The sequence below is a fragment of the Yersinia antarctica genome, assembly GCF_056636475.1.
This window is the reverse complement of the sequence record NZ_JBSJQF010000001.1, coordinates 3147811-3165475: the sequence shown is the minus strand read 5'-3', so window position 1 is coordinate 3165475 and position 17665 is coordinate 3147811. Positions and strand designations below refer to the sequence as shown.

Here is a 17665-nt window from a genome sequence, read left to right as displayed (position 1 = left end):
ACTATGAATGACCTAACCGGGCAAATTTCGACCCTGTACCGGCAGATAAAAATGCTGTTGGGACTTGGGCGAGTGAGTGCCTTTGACGACAGTGACGGGATACAAACTGTGCAGTATCAAACCCAACTGGAAGTCCACTCTGATACCCCCAGGCTGGCTGAGTTTGGTTTTTCATCGGGATTGCCCGCTGGCAGTGACGTGGTTATCGGTTTTCTGGGCGGGGACCGATCCAACGGCCTGATCATCGCCTCCAACCATCCGGCTTATCGCCATTCAGGACTAACAGCCGGAGAAACGGTGATTTATTCCCAGTGGGGGCAATTTATCAAACTGACGGAAAGTGGGGTAATCATTGAGGCTAACAATCAGCCGGTGACAATCAATAATGCTACCGCGGTGACGGTAAACGCATCGGTAAAAGTACGGCTGAATACGCCGTTACTCGAGGTTAGCGGCGATATTGTTGATAACGCAGACAGCAATAGCATCACGCTGCAAACCTTACGTGATGCCTATAACAGCCACAACCATCAACTCAAAAATGTACAGTCGGGCAGCGCGACCCTTACCAGTGAGACGCCCGCTAAGGTGGTGCAATGACAACAGATATTAAAACGGTTTGGGATGTCGATGCCTCATTGGGGGATTGGCAGACAGGTCGCGGGGGAGTGCTGGATGGCGATGATTTGCATACCGCTATTTTACTGAGTTTGTTTACTGACCGTCTGGCGCGAATTGATGATGCTATTGATGGCGATGATCGCCGCGGCTGGTGGGGGGACAGCGGGGCGCTATCAGCTATTGGTTCGCGGTTGTGGTTATTGCGGCGGGAAAAACTTACCACTCAGGTTGCGATCAAAGCCGAGGACTACGCGGCAGAAGCATTGGCGTGGCTGACCGAGGATAGTGTTGTGGCGGCCATAAACACCCGGGCACAAATAATTTACCCCAATACATTGCTGTTGATTATTGCTTACCAACAACCGGGTAAAGCCCAATCTTCAGTGAAATTTTCATGGGTATGGGAGGAGTAATTCATGCCATTTAATCGACCCACGTTAAGTGAATTGCGACAACTCAATCAGTCTTATATTCAATCGGAACTGAAAACCGGCGGCAACTTACTGCGTTTCTCCAATATTGGCATTATCAGTGATGCAGATGCGGGGATGGCACACCTGCACTATGGCTATCTGGATTATATCGCCCAGCAAGCCACGCCATACCATGCCACCGACGAGTACCTTGCGGCTTGGGCGGCACTGAAAGACGTGTTTCGTAAAGCAGCAAATCCGGCTACTGCGACTGACGTTCGCTTTAGTGGGATAGCCGGACGAACTATTCCTGCCGGGCGCTTGCTTAATCGGGCCGACGGCTATCAGTATCGGCTTGATAATGAAGTGAAGATTTCTCCAGATGGCTACGTCCTGGGAGCTATTACTGCCATGTTACCCCGTCCATTAGAGGATGCGACTGGCGGCGGTAGCCGGGGTAACAGTGCGGCTGGCACCCTGCTGACGCTAGATATTGCTATTGATGGTGTTCAGGCCACCGCCACGGCACTGAGTAAAATTTCCGGCGGTGCGGATATTGAATCTGAGGATGCATTTCGTTCCCGTATGCTATTGGCTTACCAGAATATCCCGCAAGGTGGTAATGATACCGACTATCAATCTTGGGCATTAAGGGTACCGGGAGTGACCCGTTGTTGGGTAAAACGGCGGCTGATGGGGGTAGGGACTGTCGGGGTTTATATTATGTGCGATGACAACGACCACGACGGTTTTCCGCAAGGTAGCGACGGTATTTCATCTCTGGAATCATGGGGTGCGGTAAAAGCCACTGGTGATCAACAGCGGGTGGCAGATAATATTTATCCACAGCAACCGATCATCGCGCTGGTCTATGTTTGTGCGCCAGTTGCACAACCCATTGATTTTATTATTAGTGGGATATCGCATGCCGACAGTGCTACCACGACCGCCATCAATGCCGCTATCGATGAGGTGTTTTTCAGCGAAGGTGAACCCGGTGGCAAAATCTTGTGGTCATCACTATTACTGGCAATTGGTGAGATCCCGGGAACCGGGGGCTTTATTATGCAATCTCCGGCGGCCAATATTGAGTTACAAACTGGCAAACTCCCCATTAGGGGTACGGTGAGCTACCTATGAGTCGCTACTCTGTCAGTGAATATACCACCGCTTTGCAAGCATTAATGCCGATGGGATTAGTCTGGCCACGGCGACCGGATGGTGTGCAGACTGATGTCTTGCGGGCGCTGGCGAATGCGTATCAGCGTAGCGATGAAGATGCGCAAGATTTGCTGTCTGCGGCATTCCCGGCAACGGCGACGGCTATGTTACCTGAGTGGGAAGCCACTGTGGGGCTACCGGATCTATGTGCCATTGGTGAAGTAGACAGCATGATCCAGCGCCAGCGGGCAGTGGTGTCGAAATTGTTTGGCATCGGCGGCCAGTCTGCGGCCTATTTTATCCGTGTGGCCAAGGCATTGGGTTACTCCATTGCTATCACCCAATACCGACAAGCATGCGCAGGTATGTCGGTATGTCGTGATGCATTGAACGGTGACGAGTGGCCATTCACGTGGTTGATTACTGCACCCGAAACCACGCTTCATTATGCTCAATGTGGCCTCACTTATTGCAATGATCCGCTGCGGTCATGGGGCAATAAACAACTTGAATGCCGGTTTGCGGTGTTAAATCCGTCTCATAGCATTCTGAAGTTTGGCTACGTTAGCTAACTAATCAATTTCTATTAATTTAAAACGCCTTAATTGGTGAGGTATTACTATGCAAAAAATTGGAGATATTCCTAATTCACGCGCCGACAATAATGGCGAATTTACCGACGGCAATGTCGCCGGCGGCGTTCCCCCAACGATATTACCGGCTGAATGGTTTAACACCTTACAGCGGGAATTAATGAGTGTTCTTTCTGCCGCGAATATTGATGCTGACAGTGAGAAGTTTGATCAGGTGGCGACTGCTGTCTCTAAATTAATTACTGATGGTGGATTTTTAAAAACAGCCAATAACCTTGTGGAAATTAAAAATGCGGGGGCGGCAGCCGTTGCAAGTACTCTCTTAAACCTTGGTTTGGGAGATGCGGCTAAAAGGAACGTGGGAACGGGCGTTAATCAAATACCTGATATGGCAAGTTTTGCTGCTTCACCAAGTCCAAACGGATATCAAAAATTGCCAGGCGGGATCATTATTCAGTTTGGTTCTGCATCAGGGAGTCAAATCGTTAATTTACCTATTGTTTTTCCTAATAACGCACTTGTTGCTTTTGCATCATCTGGCACACCATCAGCTTATGCGACGACAGGAATATTCACAAAAACAACATTACAGGTAGTGTCAGCGACAGGCGGTGCTATTGCCTGGATTGCGATCGGATGTTAATAAATAAGGATACAAAATGAGTTCTTACTTTTATAGCCAAACAGATAATAGTTTTTATCCGGTTGATTTAATTGATGCCTATCAGCAGGCAAGCTCTTGGCCGGAGGATGGAATAGAGGTGTCTGAGGATGTTTTTATTACCTATTCGGGCATGCCTCCAGAGGGGAAAATGAGGGGTACAGTCGAGGGGATGCCAGCATGGTTAAATATTCCACCGTCGCCAGCCCTTACAGCGGATGAACTGGCAGCAAAGGCTCGCAGTTATCGCGATGCTTTTATTATTGCGACCGACCCGATGATGGTCAGTGATTATTGTATCGACGATACCCCACTAACCCAAGCCCAACGTACCGAGCTAACAGCAATCCGCTCTGATTATCGTGCATGGCCAACAAGGGAAAACTGGCCGTTGATTGATTTACCAGAACTGCCACAATGGCTTTTAATTGAAGCTGTCAATCAAGGTTATCGAGTACCTGATTGGCCGGTCGTAAAATAGTGCCAGTGCTCTAAGCCGGGCTTAATAGCCCGGCCTATTCATATTGACTCTACTGAGTAACAGCTATGAGTTCAGTTCTCAGCCACAACTGGCTCGTTAGCGACCCCATTTCATGTTAAATTCGCTATCTTGGGCCATTGCGTTGCATAAGTGCCTTGATTACAGGCGAATCACGGGAATCTAGGTATCAGTATGTTTACATATAAAGAAATATCAGCGCTGAACGAACTGGAATTGATCGTTTATAATTACATCATAAAAAACACTGATAAAGTGATGTATATGACCATCAGAGAACTGGCTGATGCAGCGGGTGTTTCTACTACTACGGTTTTACGATTCTGCAAAAAAATGAATTGTGATGGTTATTCTGAATTCCGGGTGCGGTTTAAATTATATGTAGAGCATGACGAAAAACCACCGGTTAGTTTTGGTATCAGTGAGATAATTAGCTATTTTAAAAGTATTAATAATAGCGAGTTTGATGACTTATTGGATATGGCTGCGGCACAAATAGCCGCCACGCGCCGAATTATTTTTGTGGGTATAGGAACCTCTGGGGCGTTAGGGAAATACAGCGCGCGTTTCTTCTCGAATATTGGCAAGTTTAGTACTTATATTGACGATCCCTATTATCCTATCAACAGCGATATGTATCAGGATGCTATTGCTATCATATTTTCCGTCTCGGGTGAAACCGAAGAGATTATCCGTATTGCTAATCAGTTCAGTTTACATAATTGTAAAATAATCAGCCTGACAAACAGTGATAACTCAACGCTGGCCAAAATGGCCGACCTTAATATCTCCTATCATATGCCACCTATTGTATTGGAAGGGCATTATAATATTACCACTCAAATTCCAGTATTATATATAATAGAAACTATTGGTAAAAAACTCCCGCAATTAATTAATAAAAAAGCACCATAAAACACTGTGTTTTTTGAGTGTAACATATTCCAATTCACGATTTTTGTTATATCGTGACTTCGCTTTTCTTTTTGCTAGAATCCAATCTCAACCGGCTACGAATATTAATAATAAGCCAATAACGCTCTGTTTATCTTACGCTCAGTACCCGCGACAGGAGATTAATAATGGCAATAGATTACGCACTGACCGCTCAGGAAATTATCCAATATATTGGCGGTGATAATAATGTGATTAATGTCACACATTGTGCGACCCGTTTACGGTTTATATTGAAAGACAATAAAATTGTCGACAAAGAACGTTTAAATCGTGTTAAAGGGGTCATCACCGTTATTGAAGCGGGTGGGCAAATGCAAGTGGTGATCGGTAATCATGTCGGCGATGCTTATAAACATGTCATCAGCTTGATTAATGTCGATGAAAGTGCCCCGGTTGCTGCACCCAAGGTCGGTATTGTTAGCCGTTTGATGGATATTATCTCCAGCATCTTCGCCCCATTCCTTTACCCGTTAGCCGCCTGCGGTATTTTACAGGGGATTATTTCATTTCTTGCCGCCATTGGCTGGATGGATGCGGCGAGCGGCACCTACCGTATTCTGAATTTTGTTTCCTGGACCGGTTTTACCTTCCTGCCCGTGCTGGTGGCCTTTACCGCTGCCAAAAAATTTAATGTTAATCCTTTCACCGCAGTCATTACCGCTTGTGCCCTGATCAGTCCTGATTATATGAATATGCTGACAGCCAATAAAATTACTACGCTGAATTCGGCCGATCCAGCCGTTCAGCAGCTAATGCAAGAAGCACTGAATAATCCGCAAGTGGCCCATATTTTAAACACTATCGCTGGTATTCCCTTATCATCGCCAACCTTGGATTTCTTCGGTATTCCCGTGCAATACCTGAGCTATACCGCCTCGGTTATTCCGATTATTTTGATGGTATGGGCCATGTCTTACGTGCAGCGCTTCTTTGAGCGGATCCTGCCAATGGTGGTGCGCAATCTATTCACCCCAATGTTCTGTATTGCCATCATGGTGCCACTAACGTTATTGGTGTTCGGCCCGGTGGGTAATCTGATCGGCGGTGCGATTGGTGGTGTTTATAACTCTCTTTATAACCTTAGCCCGGCAGTGGCTGGGTTTATGGTCGGCGCTTTCTGGCAGCCGCTGGTCACACTGGGTGTGCATTGGGGGATCACGCCTGTTACCGTTGGTAACTATGCGACGCTGGGTTATGACACCTTTACTGGCTTACAAGCTTCCGCTGTCTTTGCCATGGCGGGCACCATGTTTGGCGTTTACTTAAAAACCCGCAATAGTGAGATGAAGGGTATTTCACTGTCGGCCGGTATCACCGCGTTGTTCGGTATTACCGAACCGGCAATTTATGGTGTGGCACTACGCCTAAAAAAACCGTTCTTATGCAGTTGTGCTGCTGGCGGAATTGGCGGTGCTATCGCAGGGGCATCTAATGCGGTGTCATGGAGTTACTGCTTACCGGGTATTGCGGTATTACCGGTCTTTTTCAAAGAGGGCCATATGGCGCAGTTCCTTGGTTTCTTGCTGTCGATCACGGTAGCGTTCGTGTTGGGCGCACTTTTCACTTGGTTGGTTGGGTTTACTGATGAGCCTGAAAGTGTGCAACAGCAAAACAGCGCTAAAGCATCTGGCGCGCCGATTACTCAGGCGCAAATGAATCGGGGTTAACCGTTTAAATATTCAGATGGGCCATCCCGCCATTGATTTTCATTTCAAGGGCCTACAGTTGCCCACAGTATTAAGGGAGAAAATAATGAGCCACAAACAATTACCGAAAGATTTCTTATGGGGCGGCGCAGTTGCAGCACACCAGGTTGAAGGCGGCTGGGATAAAGACGGCAAGGGTGTGAGTATCGCCGATGTATTGTCGGGTGGTGCGCATGGAATTGACCGGGTGATGACTGATGGCGTACAGGACGGCTACCGTTATCCTAACCATGAAGCGGTTGATTTTTATGGCCATTACAAACAAGACATTGCGCTGTTTGCTGAGATGGGCTTCAAATGTTTCCGTACTTCTATTGCCTGGACGCGTATCTTCCCGAATGGCGATGAGCAGCAACCCAATGAGGCCGGGTTACAATTTTACGATGATATGTTTGATGAGTTACTGAAACACGGTATCGAACCGGTCATTACTTTATCTCATTTCGAAATGCCCTGGCATCTGGTGAAAGAATACGGTGGTTGGAAAAACCGTCAGGTGGTCGATTTCTTCGTGAAGTTCAGTGAAGTGGTGATGGCGCGTTATAAAAGCAAAGTTAAATACTGGATGACCTTTAACGAGATCAATAATCAGCGCAACTGGAAGTATCCGTTATTTGGTTATTGCTGTTCGGGCGTAGTGTTTACTGAGCAAGAAAATCCAGAGGAAACGCTGTACCAAGTGCTGCATCATCAGTTTGTTGCCAGTGCTAAGGTCGTCAAGCTTGGTCATGCCATTAATCCTGAGTTCAAAATTGGTTGTATGGTGGCGATGGTGCCGTTGTATCCATTCTCCTGCCATCCTGATGACATGATGTATTCAGTAGAAGCTATGCGTGAGCGTTATCTGTTTGGTGACGTCCATATGCGCGGTTACTATCCTTCCTATATTCTAAATGAGTGGGAACGTCGCGGATTCACCATCAAAATGGAAGAGGGTGATCTTGATACTCTGCGTGATGGCTGTGCTGATTATATGGGGCTGAGTTATTACATGAGTAATGCCGTTTCTGCTACTAACCCTGGCAGCGGTAATTCACTTTCTGGCTTTGAAGGCAGCGTGCCAAATCCACACGTTAAAGCGTCAGACTGGGGATGGCAGATTGACCCTGTCGGCTTACGTTATTCACTGAGCGTATTGTACGAGCGCTATCAAAAGCCGCTGTTTATTGTTGAAAATGGTTTTGGCGCGATCGACAAAGTGGCTGCCGACGGTATGGTCCACGATGATTACCGCATTGCTTACCTCAAAGCCCACATTGAGCAAATGAAAAAAGCGGTATTTGAAGATGGTGTTGATTTAATGGGCTATACCCCATGGGGCTGTATTGATTGTGTATCATTCACTACGGGTGAATATAGCAAACGTTATGGCTTTATCTACGTGGATAAAAATGATGATGGCACTGGTACTATGGCGCGTTCACGCAAATTAAGTTTTGACTGGTATAAGCAAGTGATTGCCAGCAATGGTGAAGTGCTCTAAACCCGCGATAACCCCGTAATGTTGGAAAGGCTGATTATAATTTTGGCCTTTCCATTAATTTCCCCTCGCCCCATTTTACCCATCACTTCAGGTGAACAAACGCAGTTTGTTACATTTCTGGTTGATTAAAAAATATATTTAAATTCAGTTAATTAGAGCTTATTCCTCCTGTCTGTAGGATGTGGCTGACATATCCTTAAAAAAAGCTGGGTTATTCTCTTACCCTAAGCGATAACATCATTCTTTGCATGGGATATTCGTCAGGGTTAATTCAGTTTTTTTGTGTAAAAAGGATTAGAAATGAAAGGGCAGTTATTAGTTGCAGCGCTGTTGGCCGCCAGTTTTTCAGTCTGTGCGGCGGAACATGCTCATTGGGGATATGAAGGTCAGGAAGATCCTGCCCATTGGGGAAAGCTCTCACCGGATTTCTCACTGTGCGAAACAGGTAAAAATCAGTCGCCGGTTAATATTCACGGAGCATTGAAAACCCATCACAGTCAACTCGAGTTGGCTTTCCAACCAGGTAAACAGCAAATCGTGAATAACGGCCATACGATTCAGGTGAATGTCAGCACTGGCAATACCCTGAAACTGGACGGCGATACTTTCACATTACAGCAATTCCATTTCCATACCCCAAGTGAAAATGAGATTGATGGCAAACAGTTTCCGTTAGAAGCTCATTTTGTTTATAAAGATAAAGATGGGGCACTGGCTGTGCTCGCACTCATGTTCCAGCAGGGGGATGCAAATCCACAACTGGCACAGGCTTGGCAGCAAATGCCAACGGCGATTGACCAAATGGCGATATTAAATAAGCCTCTTGATATCAAAGCATTGCTACCCAAAAAGTTTGATTTTTATCGCTTTAGTGGCTCACTAACCACACCACCTTGCTCTGAAGGTGTCAGTTGGATGGTGCTTGAGCAGCCTGCGAGCGCTTCTGCTGAACAAATTAATCAATTCCGCTCTGTGGTTCATCATACGAATAATCGCCCTGTACAGCCACTTAATGGCCGAGTCATTATCGATTAAAACTACGTATGAGTCGCACTATCCTGTCTTCTGGCAGGTAGTGCGCGTGGCTTTTTGCCGTCTGGTTATTTTACACCATAGCCACATCAGTCAAATCCCACAAACAAAAAAACCAACCCTAACGGATTGGTTTTCTTAAGGTATTTTGGTCGGCATGAGAGGATTTGAACCTCCGACCCCCGACACCCCATGACGGTGCGCTACCAAGCTGCGCTACATGCCGATGCTATGACGGTTATACTACATTTTACCGTTATTAATGCAAGACTTGGCAAAACGTTCGCTTGTTTTTTGAGCGCACCAATGCTTGTTTTTAGAGCTAGTTCGCAATAAAACGTTTTATATCCGTCAACACTTGCAGCAGTAATGGAAGCTGAGGCTTTTCATTTTTGACTTCATTGCCTTGCTCATCATAGGTGCGGTATTCACCGTTATTATCTAATACAACGGTTTGTGTTGGCGTAGTAATAACTAACATGCCATTGTCACCGGTTGCCACCCAGTTATTATTGCGCTGTGCGGCGAATAAATCTTCCCCTTGCGAATAATCCTCAGGCGCTGTTTTGACGTGTAACAAACGTTGCATTAGCGTTGTCATGATATCTTCATGATTGGTCAGTTTATTCACGGCCTGCGCTGGCGTGCCTGGCCAATGAACCACTAATGGCACTTGCAGTTGTTGGCGATTAAAGCTGCTGCTTGCACCCCAGGTATCATTGCCGCTGTCATTAAATTCAACACCATGGGCTGCAGTAATAATAACTACGGTTTTATCGAGCTGACCGCGCTGTTTCAGTGTATCCAGAATAGTCGCAATCTGTTGATCTACATCTTTTGCGCCTGCCTGGTAGTGACGGATAAAGTCAGTCGGTAACGCAACCTTCTGCCCGATTACCGGGTCTTGTGCTTCAACTGCCCCGTTGAGGTTAATGTATGAGAACCATGGTGCATTATTGTTGAGCGTGGACAGCCATTGCTGCCACTGTGCCGTGGTTTCGCTATCCGGTTGCACTGCGGGAGTTGGTAATGTGAAATCAGCTAACAGTGCCTGGCGGTAGAGTGGTGACTCAAAACCATCGGATGAGAACAGACCAAACTGATAACCCTGCGCGCTTAATGCTGTAACAAACGCTGAGGGTTCGCGCGCGGAGAGAATACCGTCTAAATAAGTAGGCGAAATGCCATAAAACAGGCCAAATAAGCCCGTATCCTGACGGTTGCCTGAACTGTAGTGGCTGTCAAACTGAATGTTGGAACGGCCAAATTCGGCCAGGGTAGGCATGTCTTTTTGCAGGCTACTGGCACGAATACCATCAACCACAATAAGCAACAAATTATAACCACTGCCTTTATCGCTGAAGGTAATTGGGTTGAGTGGATATTCAACCGCCAGTGCATCTGGATTACCTTGTTCCACCAGGCGACGCTGATATTCCTGCTGATCGAGCAGGCCGTGTTTCTCAAGGAACTTACGGGCGGTCATCGGGTAAGAGAGTGGCAGGTTTGCGCGTTGCATACTGATTGGGCGATAAAAATTGGCATCGGCCCAAATATAAATCAGATGAGAGGCAAAGAACGCAGAAATAAACACCGCCACCAACGGCTTAACAAAGCGTTGCCGGTTAAGGCTGCGTAGTTTTTGCCAGGCCCAAGTGCCGAAAAGCATCTCGACCAGGAAAATGACAGGCACGGCAATAAACATTAATTGCCAATCACGCGCCAGCTCGGTCTGGTCTGGGTTAACCACCAATTCCCATACCACCGAGTTAAGGTGTAAATGGAAACGGGTGAAAACTTCGGTATCAACCAACAGCAGAGTCAGGCCGGCAGTGGCAAAGGCGGCGGAAAGGAAACGGAGTAGTCGCTGCGACATCACCACAAAGGTGAGTGGGAAGATCACCAACAAATAAGCAGCAAAAACGATAAAACTAAAGTGCCCGAGCCAACTGACGAGGGCATAGATACGGCCAACCAGCGATGAGGGCCAATCGGAGACAAACAGATAGCGGCTACCCAGCACCAGGCTAAACAGGATATTAAACAGGGCGAACCAGTGCCCCCAGCTGATCATCTGGGAGACTTTTTCACGATAGCGCTGACGATTTGTCACCATATTGAGATTGCAGTCTTGGCCGATAAATTAATGAGCTTTATCTTCACTTATCGAAGCTTGAAGAGCTTCAGCGAAAGAACGTGCCAATACTTTGCGCTGCGCTGGGGCCACGCTAGTATTGATCAAATTTGTTACCATATTCCCCAACACCATCAAAGAAAGATTGGTGGGAGTACGGTTTTTTTCCATTACGCTGACCAATTCTGACAGCAGTTTTTCGACTTGTTCGTCGCTATAACGGGATGATTGTGCCATAAAAAGTGTGCTCAATACCTGACAAAGTCCCACATCTTACCGTATAGAGACACGCTTTTCCGCTATTTTATAGCATTAAGAATCATTAGCCATTAATTGAGGGGCGCGAATGCTTTAGGGTTGCAGCTCTCAGGCATCAGTGATTGAATACGCCCCTAGCCAAAAGGAGTATTTATCATGAGTCTGGATATTGACCAGATAGCCTTACATCAGCTTATCAAGCGTGATGAACAAACGCTTGATGTGGTGTTGCGCGATTCTCTGTTACCTGCCAATGCTGTAGTTGAAGAAATGATGGCCGAACTGCATCGTGTTTACAGCGCCAAAAGCAAAGCTTACGGGCTGTTTAATGAGCAGAGCGAGCTGGCTGAAGCGCTGAAACGAAGCCGTAAGGGTGATGAAGACTTCCTCAGTTTTAGCCGTGCTGCCACCGGGCGTTTACGTGATGAGTTAGCCAAATATCCGTTTGCCGAAGGCGGTGTGGTGCTGTTTTGCCAATATCGTTATCTGGCGGTGGAGTATCTGCTTATCTCGGTACTGAGCAGTTGTAATAGTATGCGAGTGAATGAGCAACTTGATCTCAGTACCACTCATTATCTCGATATTAACCGTGCTGATATTGTCGCCCGTATCGATTTAACCGAATGGGAAAATAATCCAGAATCCACGCGTTACCTTACGTTCTTGAAAGGGCGGGTAGGGCGCAAAGTGTCCGACTTCTTTATGGATTTCCTCTCTGCAGCAGAGGGGCTGGACACCAAAGCACAAAATCGGGGCTTATTACAGGCGGTTGATGATTACTGCGCGGATGCTGAACTTGGCAAAAATGAGCGCCAGGCATACCGTCAGCAGGTTTATAGCTATTGTAATGAGCAGTTACAAGCCGGTGAAGAGATTGCGTTGCAGGCGCTTTCTCAAGAGCTACCAACGCTGGGTGAGAAAGATTTTCAGCAATTCTCGGCTGAACAGGGTTATGCGTTAGAAGAGAGTTTCCCAGCAGATCGCGGTACTTTGCGCCAGTTAACCAAATTTGCTGGCAGTGGGGGTGGGTTGAGTATCAATTTTGATGCATTGTTGCTGGGTGAGCGTATTTTTTGGGATGCCGCGACAGATACGTTGACTATTAAAGGCACTCCACCCAATCTGCGTGATCAGTTACAGCGTAATTCAGGCAAAAAGTAACGGTTACCACCGTGACGATAGCCAATAAAAAACGCCGCATAAGCGGCGTTTTTTATTTCGGCGTCCCGAATATCGAAAGCGACGCGATTAAACGCGAACGAAGTCGATATGAGTCAGTTTTGGCTTGAAAGCGTGACGCTGAACAGCCTGTACTTTAACTTTGGTTTCTTTACCGTCAACAACCAGAGTCAGTACGGAATCATAAAAGCCCGGTTTCAATTCAAGGTTCTTGGTGGTGTCATGGTCAAGAGCAATAGAGATAGCTGCTTCAGAACCACCGTAAATGATTGCCGGAAATTTATTTGCTGCACGCAGGCGGCGGCTCGCACCCTTACCCTGGTCGTTACGTACTTCTACATTGATAGTGGTCATTTTGTTTTCTCTTAAAGAAAATTTACCCTGCTACAGGCGACCCAGCAACAGGTTCGATACTCGGCTTTGATTGGGTAAACCCAGAGCAAAGCGGGCGGCATTCTAGCGAAATATCGACCAGACAGCAAATAAAACTGCGAAAATCTCAGGCTAAATGCGGCTCAGGCAAGGGAGTCAGCCCGCCGGAAACGGCCCTGATAATCAAATATCTTTTCTCTAATTTGCCACCATTGCCCACGACGGCGGGCCACGACAAAATCGGGATAACGTAACAGGGCTTGTTGCGCGATGATATCGGCCGCCGTTTGCCATTTCAGCGCCACACCGGGTGCCCGTTGGTGTGGACGCAGGAAAATTTGTTCAAATGCCATACGTTGCGCGGCGGTGGTTAAGCGAAAACGTTCGCTGGTATTAGTGCCGTCTTCGTCGTAGTAGGTGATTTTCAGCCACTCACCCTTTGCGTCATGGCCCGTCTCCAGACTCATACCGCCACAACGCAGCACCAGGGCATCTTTTAATTTTAACGCGGCTTTCAGCATATCATCGGGATCGACCAGAACCTCCTGGCACTGGTGACAACGGCGGGCGGCAATGTCATTTTCCGCCCCACAATGCGGGCAGCACTTAAAGCGAAAGCGATAATCACATTGCGCCCGCACGCCTTGTTGGTCCTCAAACCACCCCTGACAGCGGCGACCATAGTGTTCAATAATGTCACCCGACTCGGTACATTTTCCCCAGAAGATATTGGCAAAGCCGCAATCTGGGCAAAATACCTGAACCGGCTGACTGCCACTATGCGGCTTGCTGGTACCCACTTCAGGGGTAAAAAGGTCATGGGGATTGCCAGCGTAATCCAGAATCAGGCAATCTTCTTTACCCGGTGATAACCGCAAACCTCGGCCGACTATCTGTTGATACAAACTGACCGATTCCGTGGGGCGAAGAATGGCAATCAGATCAACATGGGGGGCATCAAAGCCAGTGGTTAACACCGCCACATTAACCAAATAGCGCAGTTGCTGCTGCTTAAAGGCAGTGATTAACGCATCGCGCTCATTAGGCGGGGTAGTGGCGCTCACCAGTGCAGCCTCGTCTTTTGGCAGCAAGCCATACACCTCCTTGGCGTGTTCAACTGTCGCGGCAAAAATCATTACCCCGCGACGTTGAGCGGCATATTCAATTATCTGGTTAACAATATGCGGAGTAATTCGTTGCTGCTGCTTAAGTTCACGGTCTAAATCTGCTTCTCGGAACAGGCCGCTACTGTTGCTGGTCAGGCGACTGAAATCATACTGTACCACGGGCATATCCAACCGCTCTGGGGGGACCAGAAAACCGTGCTTGATCATGTAGCGCAAGGGTAATTCATAAATACAATCGCGAAAAAGGGACTTTTCATCACCACGGGTAATACCGTGATAATGGAATTGATAAATCCAGCCTTTTCCCAATCGGTAAGGTGTGGCGGTCAATCCCAGCAAGCGCAGTCGGGGGTTGGTGGTACGTAAATGCTGAATAATTTGCTGATACTGGCTGTCATCGTCATCACTGATACGATGGCATTCATCAATAATCAGTAGTGAAAAGGCACTATCAAACAGGGGCAGGTTTCGTGCCACTGACTGCACACTGCCAAACACCACTTTTCCTGCGCTTTGGCGTTGCTGCAAGCCAGCGGCGAAAATATCAGCCTCTAAATCGTAGGCGCAATATTTGGCGTGATTCTGTGCTACCAACTCTTTGACATGAGCCAGCACCAGAACGCGCCCGCGAGCCAGTTTCGCCAATTCGGCGATCACCAGACTTTTGCCTGCCCCGGTGGGTAGAACAATCAACGCAGGCTCACTGTGGCGGCGAAAATGGGCAAGAGTGGCATCGACAGCCTCTTGCTGATAGGGGCGCAGTGTAAATGCCATTAGTGCACCAGCCCGATGGTTTTCAACCCATTCTCCCCGCAACCCTTTTCCGCGCGTATGCGTGACATTTCTCTCTCTTTATAATGAAAAACTTTTGACTATTATGCCTGTCGGAGGCTGTTGGCGCGAGGCCCCAAGTTAGCACTGATGGGGTGGCGTGATAGACGCGGCGCACTCTGGGGGTAAGTTGTTTCTCAATAACAACTTTTTACGTAACTGTTCCTAGGATGATATGGCAACCGCCGCTATACTGATGAATCTGGTAGGCAGCAAATGATTTTCTCCCAACTGCTTCATTCATTTCACACCGTATCATGAGCATCCTGCTGTCGTTGGCGGGTGTGATTGCGGGTATCGTGCCCGTCAGCGGTACGACAAGACAACAGGCAAAGTAGATTCAATGCGATTGGACAAGTTTTTATCTCAGCAATTAGGTGTCAGCCGGGCGTTAGTCGCGCGCGAGCTGCGGGCAAAACGAGTCACTATTGATGGCGAAGTGGTCAAAAGTGGTGCGATTAAGCTGACACCGGAACAAGACGTGAGATTTGATGGCAACCCATTACAACAAACCGTTGGCCCACGTTATTTCATGCTGAACAAACCGCAGGGTTATGTGTGTTCGACAGAAGACCCAGATCACCCGACCGTGCTGTATTTCCTTGATGAGCCAGTGGCATACAAACTCCATGCCGCCGGGCGTTTGGACATCGATACCACCGGATTGGTACTGATGACCGACGATGGTCAGTGGTCGCATCGGATCACCTCACCGCGCCATCATTGTGAAAAGACCTATCTGGTGACGCTGGAACACCCATTGGCTGATGATACCGCGCAACAATTTACTGATGGTGTACAGTTGCATAATGAAAAATCTCTCACCAAACCGGCTCAACTTGAGGTTATAGAGCCTCAGTTGGTGCGTTTAACCCTCAGTGAAGGGCGTTATCATCAGGTAAAACGGATGTTCGCGGCGGTGGGAAATCGGGTTATAGAGCTGCATCGTGAGCGAATTGGCGACATTAAACTTGATGACGATTTGGCGCCAGGCGAGTACCGCCCGTTAACCACAGAAGAGATTGCCAGTGTCGGCGCGCCTCATCTGTAATTGATTTTCTATTACAGCGCGGGCTGTCTTGCCGTTGATATTACACTAAATAATTCGAGTTGCAGGAAGGCGGCAAGCGATAGAGTCCCGATGAGTTGACGGGAGTCAATGATTCGGGTGAAAGAGCGTAGCCAACGCACATGCGGCTTGAAGTATGACGGGTATAACCCGCGGTAGGTTATTGAAGGAGTTGTTGAACGTGCATGCCAGTACCCAAAATGAAGAGAAGAACCGGACATCCCACGTTGGCTTGATCTTTATCCTCGGTTTGTTATCAATGCTGATGCCTTTGGCAATTGATATGTATCTGCCGAGTATGCCGATTATTGCACAGGAGTTTGGCGTAGAGAGTGGTGCGGTGCAGATGACTCTAAGCGCCTATGTGCTGGGGTTTGCCATCGGACAAATGTTCTATGGGCCAATGGCTGATAGCCTCGGGCGCAAGCCGGTTATCTTTTGGGGTACGCTAATATTTGCGCTCGCGGGTATGGCTTGTGCCATGGCGCAATCAATCGAACAACTGATTAACTTGCGTTTCCTGCATGGTTTGTCTGCCGCCGCCGCGAGTGTGGTGATTAATGCATTGATGCGCGATATGTTCACTAAAGATGACTTCTCTCGCATGATGTCTTTTGTAGTGTTGGTGATGACCATCGCACCCTTGCTGGCACCGATTATCGGTGGTGCATTGTTGGTATGGTTTAGCTGGCACGCCATCTTCTGGACCATGGCGGGTGCTGCATTGGTCGGCGCGATTTTGGTTGCACTGTTTATTAAAGAAAGCTTGCCGCGAGAGAAACGGCAACGATTCCATTTGCGCACCACTATTGGCAATTTTGCCACGTTATTCCGCCATAAGCGGGTACTGAGCTATATGTTAGCGAGCGGTTTCTCTTTTGCTGGGATGTTCTCATTCCTCAGTGCCGGTCCCTTTGTTTATATCGATTTAAACGGCGTTTCTCCACAAAACTTTGGCTATTATTTTGCGCTGAATATTGTCTTCTTGTTCTTGATGACCTTGATTAATAGCCGCAATGTACGCCGCTTCGGAGCGCTTAAAATGTTCCGATTTGGCATGCTAGTGCAATTTGTTATGGGGATCTGGTTGCTGGTGGTTTGCGCCACTGGGATGGGGTTCTGGGCGTTGGTATTGGGTGTAGCGGCTTATGTCGGTTGCATCGCCATGATCACCTCGAATGCGATGGCGGTTATTTTGGATGATTTCCCCCATATGGCCGGTACTGCGTCTTCTCTGGCAGGGACCCTACGCTTTGGTATTGGTGCGGTGGTAGGAACGCTGTTGTCGATGGCGCCATCCCGCAGTGCCTGGCCAATGGTAAGCTCAATGGCATTTTGTATAATTGTGGCCATGTTGTTGTATCTTTATGCCAGTCGCCCACATAAGGATGCGGTGAAATAACTATCGTCGTAATAACTATCGCCGTAATCCTTATCAAGGCTAAGTTGCTGGGGCTTATCAGTTAATGGTTATTGCAAGAAGGTGAGGGGGCGTCTTAGGGCGTTCCCTTCACTGACATTATTTATCCTCAATGTACTCATTATTTATTTATTCAATTATTTTCCTCG

17 protein-coding genes and 1 tRNA gene are annotated in these 17665 nt (G+C 47.7%); 13 read left to right on the top strand and 5 right to left on the bottom strand.

The features are described 5' to 3' along the window. Positions 1-3 precede the first annotated feature (3 nt). The 10 genes from ACWJJO_RS14680 (at position 4) to ACWJJO_RS14635 (ending at position 9129) form a co-directional block, all read left to right on the top strand. On the top strand, positions 4-600 hold the full coding sequence (locus ACWJJO_RS14680) for a phage baseplate assembly protein domain-containing protein (protein WP_481091181.1): 597 nt from the start codon (positions 4-6) through the stop codon (positions 598-600). Continuing rightward, the gene (locus ACWJJO_RS14675) at positions 597-1034 is read left to right on the top strand and encodes a phage GP46 family protein (protein ID WP_083158337.1); all 438 of its coding nucleotides are present in this window, start codon (positions 597-599) and stop codon (positions 1032-1034) included. Before ACWJJO_RS14680 ends, ACWJJO_RS14675 begins: the two co-directional genes overlap by 4 nt. A 3-nt stretch (positions 1035-1037) precedes the next feature. Then, complete coding sequence (locus tag ACWJJO_RS14670; protein WP_481091180.1) at positions 1038-2174, top strand: baseplate J/gp47 family protein; 1137 nt, start codon at positions 1038-1040, stop codon at positions 2172-2174. Then, positions 2171-2767: a YmfQ family protein gene (locus ACWJJO_RS14665; protein WP_083158339.1), complete on the top strand. Its 597-nt coding sequence runs from the start codon at positions 2171-2173 to the stop codon at positions 2765-2767. The genes ACWJJO_RS14670 and ACWJJO_RS14665 overlap by 4 nt, the downstream gene beginning before the upstream one ends. A gap of 49 nt (positions 2768-2816) precedes the next feature. After that, positions 2817-3431 carry a gp53-like domain-containing protein gene (locus ACWJJO_RS14660; RefSeq protein WP_481091179.1) on the top strand — a complete coding sequence of 205 codons (615 nt, stop codon included), beginning with the start codon at positions 2817-2819 and terminating at the stop codon, positions 3429-3431. 16 nt (positions 3432-3447) lie between these two features. After that, positions 3448-3930 carry an L-threonylcarbamoyladenylate synthase gene (locus ACWJJO_RS14655; RefSeq protein ID WP_481091178.1) on the top strand — a complete coding sequence of 161 codons (483 nt, stop codon included), beginning with the start codon at positions 3448-3450 and terminating at the stop codon, positions 3928-3930. Between the two features lie 192 nt (positions 3931-4122). Beyond that, positions 4123-4863 (top strand): MurR/RpiR family transcriptional regulator, encoded by a 741-nt coding sequence (locus ACWJJO_RS14650; protein ID WP_083158340.1) that lies wholly within the window; start codon positions 4123-4125, stop codon positions 4861-4863. A 167-nt stretch (positions 4864-5030) separates the two neighbouring features. Continuing rightward, positions 5031-6572 carry a PTS transporter subunit EIIC gene (locus tag ACWJJO_RS14645; RefSeq protein ID WP_083158341.1) on the top strand — a complete coding sequence of 514 codons (1542 nt, stop codon included), beginning with the start codon at positions 5031-5033 and terminating at the stop codon, positions 6570-6572. Positions 6573-6657: 85 nt separating this feature from the next. After that, positions 6658-8094, top strand: a complete 1437-nt coding sequence (locus tag ACWJJO_RS14640) for a 6-phospho-beta-glucosidase (RefSeq protein WP_083158342.1) — start codon at positions 6658-6660, stop codon at positions 8092-8094. A 300-nt stretch (positions 8095-8394) separates the two neighbouring features. Further along, positions 8395-9129, top strand: a complete 735-nt coding sequence (locus ACWJJO_RS14635) for a carbonic anhydrase (RefSeq protein WP_083158343.1) — start codon at positions 8395-8397, stop codon at positions 9127-9129. Positions 9130-9275: 146 nt separating this feature from the next. Here the strand turns inward: ACWJJO_RS14635 and ACWJJO_RS14630 are convergent. The 3 genes from ACWJJO_RS14630 to ACWJJO_RS14620 form a co-directional block, all read right to left on the bottom strand. After that, positions 9276-9352: transfer RNA gene (locus tag ACWJJO_RS14630), tRNA-Pro, on the bottom strand. Positions 9353-9448: 96 nt separating this feature from the next. Next, positions 9449-11242, bottom strand: coding sequence for an LPS biosynthesis-modulating metalloenzyme YejM (gene yejM / locus ACWJJO_RS14625; protein ID WP_420073729.1), 1794 nt, complete (start codon positions 11240-11242; stop codon positions 9449-9451). A 27-nt stretch (positions 11243-11269) separates the two neighbouring features. After that, the gene (locus ACWJJO_RS14620; protein WP_372559402.1) at positions 11270-11497 is read right to left on the bottom strand and encodes a YejL family protein; all 228 of its coding nucleotides are present in this window, start codon (positions 11495-11497) and stop codon (positions 11270-11272) included. Positions 11498-11674: 177 nt separating this feature from the next. Here ACWJJO_RS14620 and yejK point away from each other — a divergent pair, with 177 nt between their 5' ends. Then, positions 11675-12679 (top strand): nucleoid-associated protein YejK, encoded by a 1005-nt coding sequence (gene yejK / locus ACWJJO_RS14615; protein ID WP_083158346.1) that lies wholly within the window; start codon positions 11675-11677, stop codon positions 12677-12679. Between the two features lie 87 nt (positions 12680-12766). Here the strand turns inward: yejK and rplY are convergent, their stop codons facing one another. Together rplY and radD are read right to left on the bottom strand one after the other, a co-directional pair. Further along, positions 12767-13051: a 50S ribosomal protein L25 gene (rplY, locus tag ACWJJO_RS14610; protein WP_004700538.1), complete on the bottom strand. Its 285-nt coding sequence runs from the start codon at positions 13049-13051 to the stop codon at positions 12767-12769. Between the two features lie 161 nt (positions 13052-13212). Beyond that, positions 13213-14970, bottom strand: coding sequence for a DNA repair helicase RadD (radD, locus tag ACWJJO_RS14605; protein ID WP_083158347.1), 1758 nt, complete (start codon positions 14968-14970; stop codon positions 13213-13215). Between the two features lie 400 nt (positions 14971-15370). Here radD and rsuA point away from each other — a divergent pair, with 400 nt between their 5' ends. Together rsuA and ACWJJO_RS14595 are read left to right on the top strand one after the other, a co-directional pair. Then, positions 15371-16078 (top strand): 16S rRNA pseudouridine(516) synthase RsuA, encoded by a 708-nt coding sequence (rsuA, locus tag ACWJJO_RS14600; protein WP_083158348.1) that lies wholly within the window; start codon positions 15371-15373, stop codon positions 16076-16078. Between the two features lie 199 nt (positions 16079-16277). After that, positions 16278-17498 carry a Bcr/CflA family multidrug efflux MFS transporter gene (locus ACWJJO_RS14595; RefSeq protein ID WP_083158350.1) on the top strand — a complete coding sequence of 407 codons (1221 nt, stop codon included), beginning with the start codon at positions 16278-16280 and terminating at the stop codon, positions 17496-17498. The last annotated feature ends 167 nt before the right edge of the window (positions 17499-17665 follow it).

Excerpts from the sequence above, each read along its gene's own strand:
- ACWJJO_RS14645 (WP_083158341.1), top strand. The coding sequence starts at position 5,031 with ATGGCAATAGATTACGCACTGACCGCTCAGGAAATTATCCAATATATT.
- rplY (WP_004700538.1), bottom strand. The coding sequence starts at position 13,051 with ATGACCACTATCAATGTAGAAGTACGTAACGACCAGGGTAAGGGTGCG.
- ACWJJO_RS14655 (WP_481091178.1), top strand. The coding sequence starts at position 3,448 with ATGAGTTCTTACTTTTATAGCCAAACAGATAATAGTTTTTATCCGGTT.
- ACWJJO_RS14670 (WP_481091180.1), top strand. The coding sequence starts at position 1,038 with ATGCCATTTAATCGACCCACGTTAAGTGAATTGCGACAACTCAATCAG.
- ACWJJO_RS14675 (WP_083158337.1), top strand. The coding sequence starts at position 597 with ATGACAACAGATATTAAAACGGTTTGGGATGTCGATGCCTCATTGGGG.
- radD (WP_083158347.1), bottom strand. The coding sequence starts at position 14,970 with ATGGCATTTACACTGCGCCCCTATCAGCAAGAGGCTGTCGATGCCACT.
- rsuA (WP_083158348.1), top strand. The coding sequence starts at position 15,371 with ATGCGATTGGACAAGTTTTTATCTCAGCAATTAGGTGTCAGCCGGGCG.
- ACWJJO_RS14635 (WP_083158343.1), top strand. The coding sequence starts at position 8,395 with ATGAAAGGGCAGTTATTAGTTGCAGCGCTGTTGGCCGCCAGTTTTTCA.
- ACWJJO_RS14620 (WP_372559402.1), bottom strand. The coding sequence starts at position 11,497 with ATGGCACAATCATCCCGTTATAGCGACGAACAAGTCGAAAAACTGCTG.
- ACWJJO_RS14680 (WP_481091181.1), top strand. The coding sequence starts at position 4 with ATGAATGACCTAACCGGGCAAATTTCGACCCTGTACCGGCAGATAAAA.
- ACWJJO_RS14660 (WP_481091179.1), top strand. The coding sequence starts at position 2,817 with ATGCAAAAAATTGGAGATATTCCTAATTCACGCGCCGACAATAATGGC.
- yejK (WP_083158346.1), top strand. The coding sequence starts at position 11,675 with ATGAGTCTGGATATTGACCAGATAGCCTTACATCAGCTTATCAAGCGT.
- yejM (WP_420073729.1), bottom strand. The coding sequence starts at position 11,242 with ATGGTGACAAATCGTCAGCGCTATCGTGAAAAAGTCTCCCAGATGATC.
- ACWJJO_RS14650 (WP_083158340.1), top strand. The coding sequence starts at position 4,123 with ATGTTTACATATAAAGAAATATCAGCGCTGAACGAACTGGAATTGATC.
- ACWJJO_RS14640 (WP_083158342.1), top strand. The coding sequence starts at position 6,658 with ATGAGCCACAAACAATTACCGAAAGATTTCTTATGGGGCGGCGCAGTT.
- ACWJJO_RS14665 (WP_083158339.1), top strand. The coding sequence starts at position 2,171 with ATGAGTCGCTACTCTGTCAGTGAATATACCACCGCTTTGCAAGCATTA.